Annotated in this window: 13 protein-coding genes; 9 read left to right on the top strand and 4 right to left on the bottom strand. The window is 53.3% G+C overall.

The window, feature by feature from the left end; genetic code table 11:
• Positions 1-135: 135 nt before the first annotated feature.
• Both TH30_RS08500 and TH30_RS08495 read left to right on the top strand, forming a co-directional pair.
• The gene (locus TH30_RS08500) at positions 136-2,520 is read left to right on the top strand and encodes a Lon protease family protein (RefSeq protein ID WP_114097779.1); all 2,385 of its coding nucleotides are present in this window, start codon (positions 136-138) and stop codon (positions 2,518-2,520) included.
• A 2-nt stretch (positions 2,521-2,522) separates the two neighbouring features.
• Positions 2,523-3,311, top strand: a complete 789-nt coding sequence (locus TH30_RS08495; protein ID WP_114097647.1) for an SPOR domain-containing protein — start codon at positions 2,523-2,525, stop codon at positions 3,309-3,311.
• A gap of 15 nt (positions 3,312-3,326) precedes the next feature.
• Here the strand turns inward: TH30_RS08495 and TH30_RS08490 are convergent, their stop codons facing one another.
• Positions 3,327-3,635, bottom strand: a complete 309-nt coding sequence (locus TH30_RS08490; protein WP_114097646.1) for a DUF5818 domain-containing protein — start codon at positions 3,633-3,635, stop codon at positions 3,327-3,329.
• A gap of 145 nt (positions 3,636-3,780) precedes the next feature.
• On the opposite strand from TH30_RS08490, the gene TH30_RS08485 reads away from it, so the two are divergent.
• From TH30_RS08485 to TH30_RS08470, 4 genes are all read left to right on the top strand, one after another.
• Positions 3,781-4,476, top strand: a complete 696-nt coding sequence (locus tag TH30_RS08485) for a GGDEF domain-containing protein (RefSeq protein ID WP_114097645.1) — start codon at positions 3,781-3,783, stop codon at positions 4,474-4,476.
• 218 nt (positions 4,477-4,694) lie between these two features.
• Positions 4,695-6,578 carry an EAL domain-containing protein gene (locus TH30_RS08480; protein ID WP_114097644.1) on the top strand — a complete coding sequence of 628 codons (1,884 nt, stop codon included), beginning with the start codon at positions 4,695-4,697 and terminating at the stop codon, positions 6,576-6,578.
• Positions 6,575-8,311 (top strand): sensor domain-containing diguanylate cyclase, encoded by a 1,737-nt coding sequence (locus TH30_RS08475; protein WP_114097643.1) that lies wholly within the window; start codon positions 6,575-6,577, stop codon positions 8,309-8,311. The genes TH30_RS08480 and TH30_RS08475 overlap by 4 nt, the downstream gene beginning before the upstream one ends.
• 12 nt (positions 8,312-8,323) lie before the next feature.
• Positions 8,324-9,706, top strand: coding sequence for a DUF2336 domain-containing protein (locus tag TH30_RS08470; protein ID WP_114097642.1), 1,383 nt, complete (start codon positions 8,324-8,326; stop codon positions 9,704-9,706).
• Positions 9,707-9,756: 50 nt separating this feature from the next.
• Here the strand turns inward: TH30_RS08470 and TH30_RS08465 are convergent, their stop codons facing one another.
• The gene (locus TH30_RS08465) at positions 9,757-10,251 is read right to left on the bottom strand and encodes a GNAT family N-acetyltransferase (RefSeq protein WP_114097641.1); all 495 of its coding nucleotides are present in this window, start codon (positions 10,249-10,251) and stop codon (positions 9,757-9,759) included.
• A 48-nt stretch (positions 10,252-10,299) separates the two neighbouring features.
• Positions 10,300-10,551: a sulfurtransferase TusA family protein gene (locus TH30_RS08460; protein WP_114097640.1), complete on the bottom strand. Its 252-nt coding sequence runs from the start codon at positions 10,549-10,551 to the stop codon at positions 10,300-10,302.
• A gap of 121 nt (positions 10,552-10,672) precedes the next feature.
• On the opposite strand from TH30_RS08460, the gene TH30_RS08455 reads away from it, so the two are divergent.
• The 3 genes from TH30_RS08455 (at position 10,673) to TH30_RS08445 (ending at position 13,101) form a co-directional block, all read left to right on the top strand.
• Positions 10,673-11,593 carry a sulfite exporter TauE/SafE family protein gene (locus tag TH30_RS08455; protein ID WP_114097639.1) on the top strand — a complete coding sequence of 307 codons (921 nt, stop codon included), beginning with the start codon at positions 10,673-10,675 and terminating at the stop codon, positions 11,591-11,593.
• The gene (locus TH30_RS08450; RefSeq protein ID WP_258548657.1) at positions 11,593-12,357 is read left to right on the top strand and encodes a TIGR02186 family protein; all 765 of its coding nucleotides are present in this window, start codon (positions 11,593-11,595) and stop codon (positions 12,355-12,357) included. The genes TH30_RS08455 and TH30_RS08450 overlap by 1 nt, the downstream gene beginning before the upstream one ends.
• A gap of 240 nt (positions 12,358-12,597) precedes the next feature.
• Complete coding sequence (locus tag TH30_RS08445; RefSeq protein ID WP_114097638.1) at positions 12,598-13,101, top strand: universal stress protein; 504 nt, start codon at positions 12,598-12,600, stop codon at positions 13,099-13,101.
• An 80-nt stretch (positions 13,102-13,181) separates the two neighbouring features.
• Here TH30_RS08445 and TH30_RS08440 read toward each other — a convergent pair whose 3' ends face one another.
• Positions 13,182-15,620: a tetratricopeptide repeat protein gene (locus TH30_RS08440; protein WP_181850187.1), complete on the bottom strand. Its 2,439-nt coding sequence runs from the start codon at positions 15,618-15,620 to the stop codon at positions 13,182-13,184.
• Between the last annotated feature and the right edge of the window lie 236 nt (positions 15,621-15,856).

The following is a 15,856-nucleotide window of genomic DNA, read 5'->3' as shown; positions in this document are numbered from 1 at the left end:
GCCCTGATTTCCTGTCGGCATTTCAATTATTTCCGCAAGCAACGCTTGACCACGTGATTGCGTTGCTTCCAAGATATGTTGCGGGGCGCAAAAGCCCCCGATGATTTGTTATCTTGGGCAGCAGAAAGTCAGCAGATGCCAGTTTCCCGCCTTGACGCAGAAGATTGCGGTTTCCCGCATTTCCGTATTCGCAGCCCTCATAAAGACCAACAGCCGAAAATCTTTGATTTCTCATCGCATTATCGTGCCGCAGAAGCCCTTAAATTCGGCTTATCCATGTCAGAACCAGGCTTTAACATCTTTGTTCTGGGTCTGGATCGTGCCGGTCGCATGACCGCGACCCTTGACTATCTGAACAAGGCAATGGAAGAACGTTCAGCCCCGGATGACTGGGTCTATCTGAACAATTTTTCGCGCACCAACCGTCCGCGCCCCTATGCCCTTCCCGCAGGTGAAGGTCGCAAACTTCTATCGGCGATGGAAACCCTGATTTCCCATTTACGCGAAGCCTTCGTTTCGGCCTTTAACGCACCGGCCCATCTGACCGAAACCCAGACACAGACCGAAGAAGCCCGCACGCAGTTGCGCGAAAAGTTCGACGCCCTTCGCGAATATGCCCGCGAACGCGGTCTGGATGTTCAGGAAAACGAAAAAGGCGTGATGATTGTCGCGCTGAACGAAGAAGGCGAGCCGGTTTCACTTGACGAAATCCCCAAGGAACGTCGCAACGAGGCCGAAGATGCCTTTGAAGAAGTCGCCGAAGAAGCCCGCAAAACCCTGCTTTCCACCCGTGACCTTGAAGAACAGATTGCAGATACACTCGACAGTTTGCGCCGGGGTGCGGCAAAGGTCGTTCTGAAGCCGCGCATCAAGAAACTGCGCGACAAATTTACAAGCCCCGGCCTGAAGGCATGGTTCGAAGCGCTTGAAAAGGACATCCTTGATAATATCGATGCGTTCGAAGAAGCCAGTGACCAGCCCGCCATCGAAAGCGGTGATGGCAAGATTCCGGAAACCGTCGATGATCGTTATGCGGTCAATCTTCTGATCGACCATTCCCGTGACAAATGTCCTGATGTTGTTCTTGAACCAAGTCCGAGTTACGACAATCTTTTCGGGCAAATTCAGTACCGCCCGATGGGCGGCGGGATGCATCCGCATTTCAGCCTGATCAAGCCGGGCGCATTACACCGTGCCAATGGCGGGGTTCTGGTTCTGCGTGCTGAATCACTGCTTGAACATGAAGAATGCTGGGGGTTCCTCAAAGCGGCCCTGCGCGACCGGGAAATCCGCATCGAAGAAACGCACAAGGGCGGTCCACCCACCGCTGGCGCCCCTGAACCGCGCCCGATTCCGCTTGATCTCAAGGTCGTAATCGTTGGTGCACCAAAATTCTACTATACCTTCTTTTCGCTTGATGTGGATTTCCGCAACCATTTCCGCGTGAAAGCCGACATTGATGCCGACATGCCCGCAGCCGGGCGCAATATTTCAATCTATACCGGGCTTCTGCGGGAGTCCGCACTCGCTCGATCGGGTATTCCGGTCGACAACGGTGCCATCCGCCAGCTTTTGGGACAGGCCGCTCGTTGGGCCGGTGAACGCGACAAACTGACCGCCCAGATAGAGCGGGTTGAAGATGTCGGGATTGAGGCCGGTGCCCTTGCCAAATCCGATGGCCGTGAAAGCATCCGGGCTGCCGATGTCAGACGTGCCATCGAAGAACGACGTCACCGCAATTCCCGCCTGGAAGACAGATCACACGAACGCGTTCAACGCCGTGAAATCCTGATCGACAGCTATGGCGCTGTTGTTGGTCAGGTCAACGCCCTGACCGTGCTTGACTACGGTGACCATGCCTTTGGCCTTCCGGCCCGTGTTTCGGCGCGGTCATATGTCGGGAGTCTGGGTGTTTTGAATATCGAACGCATGGTCGACATGTCCGGCCCGCTGCAACAAAAATCTGTCATGACGATTGAAGGTTTCCTGAAATCGCGCTTTGCTCAGGAATTCCCGCTATCGTTTGCCTGTAACGTCACCTTCGAACAGAACTATGGCGGGATCGAAGGGGATTCTGCTTCGATGGCAGAGCTTTGTGCGATCATATCGGCAATCTCAAACGTTCCAATGCGCCAGAATATCGGCATCACCGGTTCGATGAACCAGTTTGGCGAAGCGCAACCGGTTGGCGGAATTTCGCACAAGATCGAAGGTTTCTATCGTATCTGCGCCGATCAGGGTTTCACCGGTGATCAGGGCGTGATCATTCCACAAGCCAATGCCGAAAACGTCGTCCTGCGTGAAGAAGTCGTTCAGGCGATCCGTCAGGGCAAGTTCAACATCTGGACCATTGAACATATCAATGACGCAATTGAACTTTTGGCAGGCATGCCGTCGGGTGACCGCACAGACGGCCAATATCCGACGGACAGTGTCTATGGCAAGGCCATGGAACGGCTGCGCAAGAATGATCTCATATTGCGCGACCGCTATGCCTATCCACCGCGCGCGGAGATGTAACAATGGCAAGACCACCCTGTGATCGCAATCAACATGCAGCACCTGCGTTGCATGGAGTTTGTGCATCCTGGAACCGGGGTGGTCTTTTGCTTTTGGTCGGCTTTCTGGCTTTCGGGGCGATTTCTACTGCTTCAACGCCTTTGGCAATCGCACAGACACCGGAAAACCCGACCATGCCGACCGGTGTCGACATGATCCCGACTGATTTGCCCGCACATGCTTCTGAACCGGTGAACCGAAACCGGCCCTTAAGTTTGCTGCCCGGCACCATTCCCGTTGATAACAGTATTGAAGACGACGCAGAAATACCGTCATTGGCAAACCAGTATTACCAGACCCTGACCGGAACCGCATCGGCGCGTCAAAATCGTACAGCACCAGATGCAACCGTCACCAGGACCAAGGTGATTTCGACCAAAACAACCGAAACCGGCACATCCGCACCGGCCCCGACCGGCGCAACGGAAAAGCAAACCCCGATGGTTGCAATCAGGACTGAAACGGCGTCCCGTTCACCAAATATTGTTGGGAACGACACAAGCGGGATTTACCTGATCCAGCTTGGTGCATTTCGCGATACCATTTCAGCCGAAAGCTATTGGGCGAGCTTCCTCGTAAGGTATCCCGACCTTTCCAGAGCACATACCAAACAGATTGTGACGGCCGATCTTGGCACCAAGGGCATTTATCATCGCCTTCAACTTACCGGCTTTGCCAGTTATGAAGGTGCAAAACAACAATGCCGCCAGCTTAAATCTGACGGCACTGATTGTTTTGCTACACATCGCTAGGACGCGGTCGCGTGATCAGTTTCCCGGCGACAGCAACACGATCTTTTCGACGATCAGAGTCGTTGCTTCGGTACAGGTCGTCATAAGGGCATTATGCCCGGTCACACGAACCTTATCCCCCGGACGGAATCGGCTTGCCTTGTTGGCCAGCGCATAAAGCGTTCCATCTTCGGCACGGAAGGTTACACATTCCCTGCCCTGATCGGTAATTTCACCAGCAACGGTGAAGTTTTCTTTCTCCAGAACGGAACAGGCAGACAGCGCAACAGCAACGCCAAACACTGCGACTTTCCTTGCAAACCCAACCATCAACCGGTTTTTCATCGGTCGTTCTCCTGTGCGTGAACGATTCTCTTTGAACACAAACTCTTTCGTGTCGCGTTAAGGTTCTTGTAACGCCATCAACGATACAACGATAGCTACCTTTTAAGGGTTCCACCTTTCATTGTCATTGATTACAAGACAGCCCATGGAAAAGTCGCAGATAGAATTGCTCATGGAACTTGCCGCTGATTTTCAGCAGCAAACGGCAATCAATAATCGCGCCTCGGAACAAACCGAGCAGAGCAACGCCCTGTCAACACTGGTCGATCTTGCCCGTGACATGCAAAACCGCCTTGATCAGCAACAAAATCGCATTCGTCAGCTAGAACTGATGGTCGAGAGTGACGAGCTTACAGGCCTTTATAACCGTCGCGGTTTCATGCGGCGCACGCGCGAGGCACTGGCACGCGCGGCACGCACAGGCGAACGCGGCCTGATGGTTATTGCCGATCTGGACGGTTTCAAGGAAATCAACGACGAACACGGTCATGCTGCGGGTGATGCGGTGCTGCGGCATTTCGGTCAGAACCTGCGCACCCACACCAGATCTGATGACTATGTTGCACGCTTTGGCGGTGACGAATTTGCCATTCTGATGACTGGTAGCAGCCCGGATGCCGCACAAAAACGCATCACCCAGCTTCAACAGGCAACCGCACGTTTTCCGCTGATATGGCAGGGCAAAGCATTACCGATCAAGGCAAGTTTTGGCCATACGGTCTATGACGCAAAAAGCGATATCTCGGAACTGATCCGCATTGCAGATGATGCAATGTATGAACAGAAACACGCTTCGCGCAAAAGCCACAACATCCGCAAAAAAGACACCGACGCGGCATAATCGATTGGATGTTTTTGCCCGCATCACGACAACCCAGCGGACAGACACATTGCCAGAAAGGTCGATTCATCAGGAATTTCTGAATTTGCGCAGAAACAGCTACGTTTTTTGGCTTATCAAGTGCAAATCATTCATATCCTTTGTAAGATCGTCATCTAACAACCGTAGTGAACACTACGATATATAAAGATCAGGCGGCTTTGGATGACGGTTCTCAAATGACAGAAAGCACTGGCTACTCTGCGGAAACAAATGACCAAGACCTTTTGGCCGCCATGGCATTCTGCTGGGCAGACATGTTGCTGGAGGTCGATGAAAACGGCTATATCCTGTTTGTGGCCGGTGCAACCGAGAGCCTTTTGGGCTGCACGCCAGATCGCTTGATCGGCGAAGCTCTTGAAAAGATTGTCGTTAAATCGGAACGCCCGTTGCTAAGGGCCTATCTGCATACCAGTAATGGTTTGAAACGGCTTGAAGAACTCGATCTCGATTTTCAGCTTTGCGAGTCAGATGATCAGCCTGTCAAGGAAGCGGTCCCCTTGTCGCTTAGCGGCTATGTGATTGCCGATCCATCACTGCGTTATTACATCGCAGCACGTCACCGGGCCATTCGCCCGCGCGCGCGATCCGGCATTGACAGGATCATCTTGCAAAACGCGGTCATTCGTCAGAACCAGAATGCCGAAACACGGCAAACCCAGTTGCTCAACACCAAGGAAGCTACCTGCTACCATAGCGAAGCACTGGTTGTACTTGAAAACCTTGCGGCATCCCGTTCGCAGGCAGAAACAGCTGCAACCAGCGAGCTGGCACGCCTGATCGGCATCGGCGCAAAGCGACTCTCGTCGTTAAGCGCGTCAGAAATCATGTCATCGGGACGATCAGCACAGATTCATCCGGTCGATGAACCAATGATCGAGCTCGAACGCCGCATCGTTGCCTATGCCAGCGCACTGCGCGCCGATCTCGAAACACCGATAGCAGATGAAATTCGATCCGAGTCCTTATCCCCCGGCAATGACGGCCTCGCATCACTGACCAACAGTTCCGGAACGATTGACAAGAAATCAGCGCAAACAGATATCCGCGATCCATTTGGTCGTGATTATGACAGTGCCCGTAACATCCATCATTTTGATATAAACAAAGATAAAAATGACCGCGACACCAATCTGACGCGTGCTGTCGCCTATGCTCTGAACAGGATGCAGCGCAAAGCCCAGAATGAGGTTACAGCAGCACGCCTGTCGGCAAGCCTGCCACATCTGATCAACGAGACCCTGAAATCGGTCCGTGCATTCCGCGAAATTGTCGAAAACGGCTCCTTTGCCGTTGCCTTGCAGCCGATTGTCCATTTGCGCAGCCAGGAAATGCACCATTTCGAGGCGCTGGCGCGCTTTACAATTGGCAACAGCCCGCTTGCTGTGGATCAAATCATCCATTTTGCCGAAGGTACAGGCCTGATCACCGAGTTTGATCTGGCAATGTGCGGCAAGGTTCTTGATCACCTGCGCGACAACGCAAACAAGATTCCCCATCCGGTCGCCGTCAACCTTTCCGGACACTCTCTTGAACAGGCAGGTTTTCTTCCTGCAATTGCAGATTTGCTTGATCAGTATGACATTGCGCCGGATCGCATTTTGTTTGAAATCACCGAAACATCACGTATTCGCGCCTTGGCCGAAGTGAATAACGGATTGCAGGTTCTGCGCGAACGTGGTCATGAGATTTGCCTAGATGATTTCGGGGCCGGTGCTGCGAACTTCGAATATCTGAGCGCGCTTGATGTCGATATCATCAAGTTTGACGGCGGTGCGATGCGTACCGCCCTTGCCAATCCCAAAGGCCGAGCATTCCTTAAGGCGACAGCCCTTCTTTGCAATGATCTGGGTATTCATACCATTGCAGAAATGATCCACGATCAGGCCAGCTATGAAATGGTGCGCGATCTCGGAATTGATTACGGGCAAGGATATCATCTCGGCCCGCCTGTTACCCTTGGCAATGATGATTCCTTCGAGAAATTGACCAATGATATTGTACATGTTGACGCGACAGAGGACAGCTTAACGGCCTCAAGCGCAACAGGAGGAAACCTATGACGCCCCACCATCCTGTTGGTTCCAGGGAAGATGATCTGGGTACGCCAGACGACCTGACCAGCTATGATGCAGACGTTTTTACTCTTGACCCCAAAGTCATGGCGCAGGCCGAAGCACCGGTTATCGTGATGGATTCCCATGGCGTGCCCCTATTCGCCAACAAGAATGCTGTTGGCTTTGCCAAGGGTATTCGCGATGGCCTTTTCCCCGAGATTTATCAGCTGATCCGACGCACCCTGACCACACCGGGCGGGGTTGTCGAAATGATGACTTTCGAAGTCCAGCGCGGCACGGCCACGCTTGAGCTCACGGCCCTTCCGACCACCAACAATCAGGTCATGATCCTGCCGCGCGATGTCAGTATGGATCGTAACCTGCGTGAAGCGCTGATTGATTCCCGTCAGCGTTACCGCGACATCGTCGAGGTTTCTTCTGCCTTTGCCTGGGAAACCGATGAAAGCGGCAAGTTCATCTTTGTTTCGCCACGTGGTGCGCTTGGCTACCGGGCAGATGACATTGTCGGGCGGTTCCCGAAGAACTTCCTGCTCGATACCGCCGATCAGGATAGCGAACATGTGTTTCGCAGTCAGAAAGCCGTTCGTGATGTTCCGGTCTGGTTCCGGCGATCAAATGGCAAGGATGCCTGTCTTTCTGTCTCATCAACACCGGTATATTCCCGCGATGGGCGATGGACCGGCACACGCGGTCTTGCCCATGACATCACCGAACAAAGACGCCGCGAAAGTGAAGTTGCTACTGCGCGAAATCGTGACCGTCTGATGACCTATATTGTGCGAACAATGCGAGACGAGATTGATCCGCTTCTTGTTCTCAAAGGCGCATCCGAGGCAAGTACACGTGCGCTTGCCTGCTCAAACTGCATCATCTTCAAGCGCAACGACGAAACCGATGAACTGGAAGTTGCCGCAGGCGGCGATAGCAAGGACGTCAATGATATCGCCCAGCAGGCTCTGAACCAGTTGCTGGGTGATGGCGAAACCTTTGATGCCCATGTTGGTGATTTTCGTATCTATGCTTTGCGCTGTCATTACCATCAGCGCAACAATGGTGCCGTCATCTTCATGTTCTCGGCCGATCATCCCGAACCGACCGATGGTGAACGCGCCATCATGACCGAGGTTTCAGATCAGGTCGGCATTGCCATCGAACAGGCAATCCAGCATGAACGTATTCTGACCCTGTCACGAACCGATGGCATGACCGGATTGCTTAACCGCCGCGCCTTCTTTGAAGAACTCAAACGCCGTCACAGCCGTCTACAGCGTGAAAGTGCCCCGGCGGCCCTGATGTATGTCGATATGGACAACTTCAAACTGGTCAATGATATTCACGGCCATCAGGCCGGGGACGAAGCTATTCTTGCCCTTACCCGTGTTCTTCAGGAAAATGTCCGACCAGCTGACTTGATTGCCAGACTGGGCGGTGACGAGTTCGTTTTGTGGCTTGAAGGCGCAGATATTGCCGCCGCATCCGAACGTGCACGGCTTCTGATGAACGAAAGTGCGGTCTTGCGCCAGTATTCCGGTGACAAGGAACATCCGCTGGGCATATCAGTTGGCATCGCTGTCCATGAACCCGATTCAAAAGAAAGTCTTCAACAACTTGTGCAACGTGCAGATCAAACCATGTATCAGGTCAAGAAACGTGGAAAAGGTCGTTTTGGCATCGCTGCCGCACCCGGATCAGATGACCCGGCAAAGATCGAAGATTAGGAGGAATGCCCGATGAAGGGATTTTTGCAGCGGGTATTCACCAAACGCCGGGAAACCCCGATCACATATGACGAAGCCAAGGAAATGGCAGCAAGCCCGGACGCAAATATCCGTGGCAAACTGGCACAGCGTCATGATACCCGACCGGAAATCCTTTATTTCCTGGCGACCGATAATGATTCATCGGTTCGTCGTCATATTGCTGCCAACGAAGCCACACCTGTCCAGGCCGACGTTCTTCTGACCGATGACGTTGATGACGGTGTGCGCGGAAGCCTTGCCGAAAAGATCGCGCATCTGTCTGCCGGACTGACGCCGAACGAGACCGATAAACTGCGCCGGATGACATATGAGGCGCTCGACAAGCTGGCGCGCGATCAGGCGGTTCACGTCCGTCAGGTGATTTCGGAAACGCTTAAGGATATAGCCGAGGCCCCCCAACCGATTATTCAGCAACTGGCACGCGACACCGAAAGTGTCGTTTGTGGACCGGTTCTGCAATATTCACCTGTCCTTACCGAAGAAGACCTTCTTGAAATCATCCAAGGAAGTTCAGGCCGTGGCACGCTGAGCTTTGTGTCGCGTCGTCGGAATGTTGGCGAAAAGCTTGCCGATGCCATTGCCGCAAGCAGCGACAAGGATGCAATTTCCCATCTTCTTGGCAACAAGTCGGCGCAAATTCGCGAAGAAACTCTTGACCAGCTTATTGACCGGGCGCCGGATTATCCGGAATGGCACCAGCCACTGGTTGATCGTCCGAAATTGCCACCGACAGCCGCTGGCAAACTTGCGCGCTTTGTTGCCGAGAACCTGATCAGTGTTCTTGAACGTCGCAGGGATCTGAAAAAGGACCAGCTCGACGCGGTCCGTGAAGTTGTTCAGCGTCGCATTGCATCTGGAGAATTTGAAAAGCGGGACGAAGCTGCGGAAAACGCCCCTCAGGTCAAAAAGCAAAAAGCGGACAAGGCAACACCTGCTCAACCAAAGGCCGGCGCGGCAGAAGTCGGAAAGCAGGAAGAAGAGGAAGGTGAATCTGCCTTTGAGACCGCCCTTGCCCTGCATGCCAAGAAAAAGCTGACCGACAAGGAAGTGGCCAAGGCACTGGCGTCAAATGATGTGAAATTTGCCCGTGCGGCCCTTGCTGTTCTTGCCGGCATTCCCCCGGAGGCTGTCACCAAGGTTCTGAATACCCATTCGGCAAAGGGTGTTGTGTCACTTGCCTGGAAAGCAGGACTTCCCGCTGATCTGGCGGTGAAAATTCAGGTCAAACTTGGCCACGTCCCGCCCAGCCAGACCCTCAATCCGCGCGCAGGCAACCAGTACCCGCTTGGCGAGGATGATATGAACTGGCAGCTGGAATTCTTTACCGGGATGGCAACCACGGGCCTGCGTTAAACATACCGGTTTCACGTTGCTCATAATTGATCATGCAGTGACGCCCGGTTTTATGCCGGGCGTTCCATGCAGATATGAGGAATGCCATCTTCAATGTATTCATCACCAAACTGAATAAAACCAAGGCTTTGGTAAAACTCCCTGAGGTAAAGCTGCGCATTAAGATAGATCGGCTTTGACACAAATTGCTGATCACAAAGCGAAATGGCACGTTCCATCAATTCACGACCGACACCTTGCCCGCGCAAACGTTCACTGGTGACCACGCGTCCGATTGCAGGACGGTCTCCCTGCTCTGTGTGATCCGGGTCGATGCCCGGCGCGACAATCCGGGCCGCAGCCAGAATATCCTTGCCGTTGCTCTTGGCGTCCAAGGCCAAAAGATGGGTGCAAACCGGGTCAAGCCCGTCAATTTCAGGGAAGATACATTCCTGTTCGATGATGAATATTTGTTGGCGCAGCCGCAGAAGACTGTGGACCTGATGAGCCGTCATGGCGTCGAACTGGCAGACGACCCACGCCAGATCGCTAGATGTATCAGACATTGAGATGCACTTTCCGAACAAATCCGTTGATCGCGCCAATAGTTGCGATCAGGAGGCGATCTTTTCTATGAAATAAATAAAGACGTCATCTTCCTGGTGCGAGGCAATCAGGCGGTTTCCGGTCATTTCACAAAATGACTTCATATCGGCGACCGATCCTGGATCCGTCGCCAGAACTTTCAGAATGCCGCCGTTCTGAACATCACGCAGGGATTTCTTCGCACGCAAGACCGGCATGGGACAGATCAACCCTCTGGCATCGAGGACGATATCAAATTTATCACTTGAAGATGACGTCATGAAAGACCTTATAAAAAAATCGGAATTCGGCCTGATATAGCGGTAATTGGCGATTGTTGCATTTACACAATATGTTAGACTGAATAATAACAATCAATCAAACGCTGTTAGCCTGCCCACGATGCAAATCTATCTCCCTATTGCCGAAATATCGGTAAATATTTTTCTGATTTTGGGACTGGGCGGCGGTGTAGGCTTTTTGTCTGGCCTGTTTGGTGTTGGCGGCGGCTTTCTGATTACGCCGCTTTTGATTTTTTATGGCATCCCCCCGGCAGTATCCGTTGCAACCGCTGCAAACCAGATTGTCGCATCATCGGTTTCCGGTGTGTTTGCGCACTGGCGTCGCGGCAATGTCGATCTGAAAATGGGGCTGGTCCTGCTGGCCGGGGGTATTGTCGGCTCGACTGTAGGCGTTTGGGTATTTGCCTGGTTGCGGTCCCTGGGGCAAATTGATCTCGTCATTTCACTTTGCTATGTCATTTTCCTTGGCATCATTGGCGGGATGATGCTGCTTGAAGCAACACGTGCCATCTTCCGAACCCGTCGCAAAGGTGCGATCCGCCGTTCAAAGAAGCATCAGCACAGTTTTATCCATGGTCTGCCGCTTAAGATGCGGTTCTACCGCTCTGGTCTTTATATCAGCGCCCTGTTGCCGCTGGCTGTCGGCTTTTTTGTTGGTATGCTGACCGCCCTGATGGGGGTTGGGGGCGGTTTTGTCATGGTGCCTGCCATGATTTATCTGCTGGGCATGCCGACCGGCGTTGTGATTGGAACGTCTCTTTTCCAGATCATCTTTGTCACGGCGAACGTGACTTTCCTTCAGTCGGTTCAAACCCAAACGGTCGATGTTGCCCTTGCCATCCTGCTTCTGATTGGTGGCGTTATCGGAGCGCAGTTTGGAGCCCAGTTCGGCGCGCGGCTTAAGGCAGAACATCTTCGTGCCCTTTTGGGACTACTGGTGCTCTCGGTGTGTCTCAAGCTTCTGTTTGATCTGGTGATCGAACCAAGCGAGCTTTATTCGATCATGCCGGGGGACCTGTGATGACGTCTCCGGTCCGGATTTTCATGTCGTTCTGCATGACCGTATTGACCTTTATCGCAGTAGAAAGCCCGATCAAGCGTGCATCTGCCGACCCACTGGTTGTTGATCTGTCCAACCATCTGGTGGCAATCACGACCGGCTTTACGGGAACCGACGTGTTACTGTTCGGCGCAGTTCAGCATGAAGGCGATGTCATTGTCACGGTGCGGGGTCCGGATCAGGACATGGTGGTTCGCCGCAAGGAACGCAAAGTCGGGATCTGGGTGAATGCCGAAAGCGCACGATACAAGAATGTCCCGGCCTACTATGCCAGTGCATCCAATCGTCCGATGGATATCATTGCCCCGCAAAGCATTCTGCAGGATTACCGTATCGGGCTGGAAAATCAGCGTTTTATTGCCACAAGCGACAATCCGGATACCGACCAGGAGGTCTATCGTGCGGCATTGGTCCGCAACATGCAAAATGCCGGTCTGTTCAACCGACGCCCGGCCAAGATCAGCTTCCTGTCCAATCAGCTGTTCCGGACCGACATTCACTTCCCGGCCAACACACCGACCGGGACTTATACGATCAATGTCTATCTGATCCGTGATGGTCGTATCGCAAGTGTGAAAACCACGCCGCTTGTGGTTTCAAAAACCGGTATAAGTGCCGAAGTTTACGAATTTGCCCATCGCTATTCAGCCCTTTACGGGATCATTGCCGTTATCATCGCGGTGGTTGCAGGCTGGATCGCAAGTGTAGCCTTCCGCAAACGTTAAGCTGTTTGGGGTCAGTTTTGATCCACGCCATCTAGCTTTAGAACTGTCCCCATGCAAGCAGTTGCTACGCAAGTGCAGCATATATTTACTCGCACCTGCGAAGCATGAAACTTTCGCTGTGACAGTAAAAACCGCTTGGAAACACAGCCTGATTTACGGCAAACTTCACTGATCCGAGCGATGCCTTGCCCCGTCAACAAAGGCATTCGGTCGGCAGAATGAACAATTCAGAGAGCCCATATGACGTCCTTTGATGCCGATCAGGAACTCCGCGCCTCGACCAACCGAACATTTCTTGTTGTTGTTGATAACAGTGATGAAATGACAAAGGCCCTGCGCTATGCGTGTCGCCGTGCGCAACATACCGGAGGTCGCGTTGCCCTGCTCAGTGTCATTGAGCCTGCAGAGTTTCAGCACTGGATGGCTGTTGGCGACCTGATGAAGGAAGAAGCCCGCGAAGAAGCAGAATCGCGGGTCAATGAACTGGCTGCCTATGTCCATGAACAGACTGGATCAATGCCGCTTCTGTTCATTCGCGAAGGTCGTCTTAAGGATGAATTGCTGAACCTTCTTGATGAAGAAGAACAGATTTCCATTCTGGTTCTTGCAGCGGGCACCACGTCAGAAGGCCCCGGCCCGCTGATTACAGCCCTGACCAAAAGTGACACCGTCGGCCAGCTTAGACTGCCACTGACGATTGTTCCTGCCGCTCTGTCTGAAGCCGACATTGACGCCTTGAGCTGATCTTATCCTGCAACCATTCCGTCAGCCACGCCAATATAGAGACTGACAGACTAACCTTCACGCTCACGCTTAGCGGCGTCTTACATCACATTTTCGACGGGAACCGCCATACATTCCTCAAGGAATTGCATATAGGCGTCAAAGGACGATTTCTGCCCGAACAGGATATGCGACCGGCTTTTTATGGCGTGCGATACCACCGAACGACGGCGTTTATCGGTCGCCAGGGTCAATGCCGTATCGACATAGTCTGCCGAGTGATATGCCACACAATCAAAGACCGAAATCTGGCGATAACAGGTATGGCTGCGTCGGGATCGCGCCGCACTTCCGGGCAAGGTCACCAGTGGAACACCAAGCCCCAGACAGTCAAAGGCCAACATTGCGTCATTCCATGCCGGGCTTTCAAGCACGACATCAACCGCACAAAGAAGCGACAGCAAGTCTGCCCGGCTACGCACATTGACAAAGCGCATACGTCCCGCGACATCGGCATAATTTACGGCAAACCGGCGCCCCCATGCGGCGTCCCAGCTGTCACGTTCCGGTGCGATCAATAACAATTCGGCGGTTTCGTCCAGACGTAAAATCTCGGCGATCAGCGGATCAAAATCGGCGGTCAGAACATCAAGCGGCTGCGGACACAAATAGGTATTTCGGTCCTGTGCCAGACGCCAGAGACGCTGCAATTCTGTTGTCGTCATATCCACGCTTTCAGGCGGCGTGGCATTGACGAACAATCCGGGCAAACGAACAAGCTTTTCACTGAAACGCTTTTCGCCTCCTGCTGTTTCCCAGTCCTCTGCAATCAAATGATAGTCGATGTTTGAAAGGCCGCTGGTCGCAGCAATACCGCCTCCGGAAATCTGAAGCGGAGCCAAACGCCAGCTTGCCAGCAACATCGTATAGGCATCTGCCTGCGGATCGGCATAATGCAGGACATCCAGATCAAGGCCGGAAATCACCCGTGCCGAGTGCAATGGATCAAGCGGCAAAGGCACAACCAGATCGGCATGTTCATCGATCCGCATCGTGATATCATCTTCACCGGTCGGCGGGCGAATGACGGTTACATCGAACCGGTCCCGATCAATGGCATCGACAAGACCAAGCACCCAACGCCCGATACCGTTATCACACATATTGGCTGACACAACACCAAGGCGGATCTTGCCACCCTTTCGATCCCGCGAAAGATTGACTTCGGGCACATCATAGCCCGAAACAAGCCGTTCCCAGTAATGACCAACCGCGCGCAACTGCTTGTCACCTTCCGGACGCAATGCCGCACGCCAGACCGGAGGAAAGCGCGTGAGGATCATCGGGTCAATGCGATCAGATCCCACGAACGAAAGGTCTGGTTCAAGCGCATCTTCATCAAGCGTGTCATCAAGAAGATCGCGAATAACTTCGTCATTCTGTGCGGCAAGATTGGTTGGAACCGGCGCAAACAGTAACCGGCGCGCAGTACGAAACAGCGCAGTGTTTTCACCAGCGGCAATTTTGCGATCAATACCGTTCTGCAACACCGATTGCGCCGAGCCGGTATCACCTTCCTCGGCAAGTTCCACAGCCAGACGAAACACGGCATCGTCACCGCCGCCCGCCCCGATTGCAGCGCCGAACCGTTCAACGGCTTCGCTATGACGGCCAACAAGGCTAAGGGCCTCGCCCATCATCAAAAGCAATTGCGGGTCGTGGGGATTGGCCGCAAGTAACGGCTCCAATGCGCCAATGGCCTCCATCCCCTGCCCGACACGCAGATTAAGCAATGCCAGTGTTCGACGTGCCTTGGCGTCATCGGGATCTAGCGCCAGAACCTGTCGCAGGCAATGCTGGGCACCTGCAAACTGTCCAAGACGGAAAAGCGCATCACCATAAGCGGTCAATGCACGTTGATGTCCCGGTTCCAGTGTAAGTGCCCGGCGCAAAGGTTCGCTTGCCGACACTGTACGCCCCTGATCAAGGCGGATTTGCCCGATCAGAACCAGCGCATTGACGATATCGTCACGCATCCTAAGTGCAGTCATGCACGATGTTTCGGCACCGTTGATATCGCCCATCGCATAAAGGCATGTCGCATAATTGGCATGAATTTCCGCAATATCGGGGGCGAGTTCAAGCGCGTGTTCATAGTTCTCGCGCGCGTCTTTCAACTCATCAAGCTGGCGATAGGTATTGGCGATATTGCAGTAAAGGGCTGGCGCATCCGGACAAAGCCGAATGGCACGCTTGAACGCACCAACCGCATCGCGCAACTTGCCGATCGCCTTGAGCGCCTGGGCGTGGTCGTGCTGGATTTCGGCACTATTGGCATCGGCAATCGCAGCGCGCCCCATTCGTTCCGCAGCCAGAACCTGATTTCCTTGTTTTGCCGCAACCAGGCCCGCCAGATGCATGGCGTCTGCGGCTTGCGGATATGCACGGATCAGCATGCGACAGGCTTCTTCGGCCTCCGCAAACCGGCCTGCTTCATACAGGCCCAGTGCAGATCGGTATGTGGCATCGAAATCAGACAAGGAATACCTGTTTTCATAATGAGTTTGATTAACGGCCACCATAAGGGCCAAGCGTTAACAAACAACGTCTTTGCCACAAATAATCGGCTCTGACCATGCCTTGCCTGCCAAAAGACTGACATGCTTTGGGATACTTCAAAATTTGCTGACATTCGAATGAAGCGAACGCTGATAACAGGCTGATAGCAAAAGAAATCCCCCTGAAGCACTTCAGGGGGATTTCGAGACTTTCCTGC

This window comes from Thalassospira profundimaris (assembly GCF_003326795.1).
Taxonomy (GTDB): Bacteria; Pseudomonadota; Alphaproteobacteria; order Rhodospirillales; family Thalassospiraceae; genus Thalassospira; species Thalassospira profundimaris_C.
Note: the sequence above shows the minus strand (reverse complement) of the source record. Positions and strands in the feature narration are given on the sequence as shown.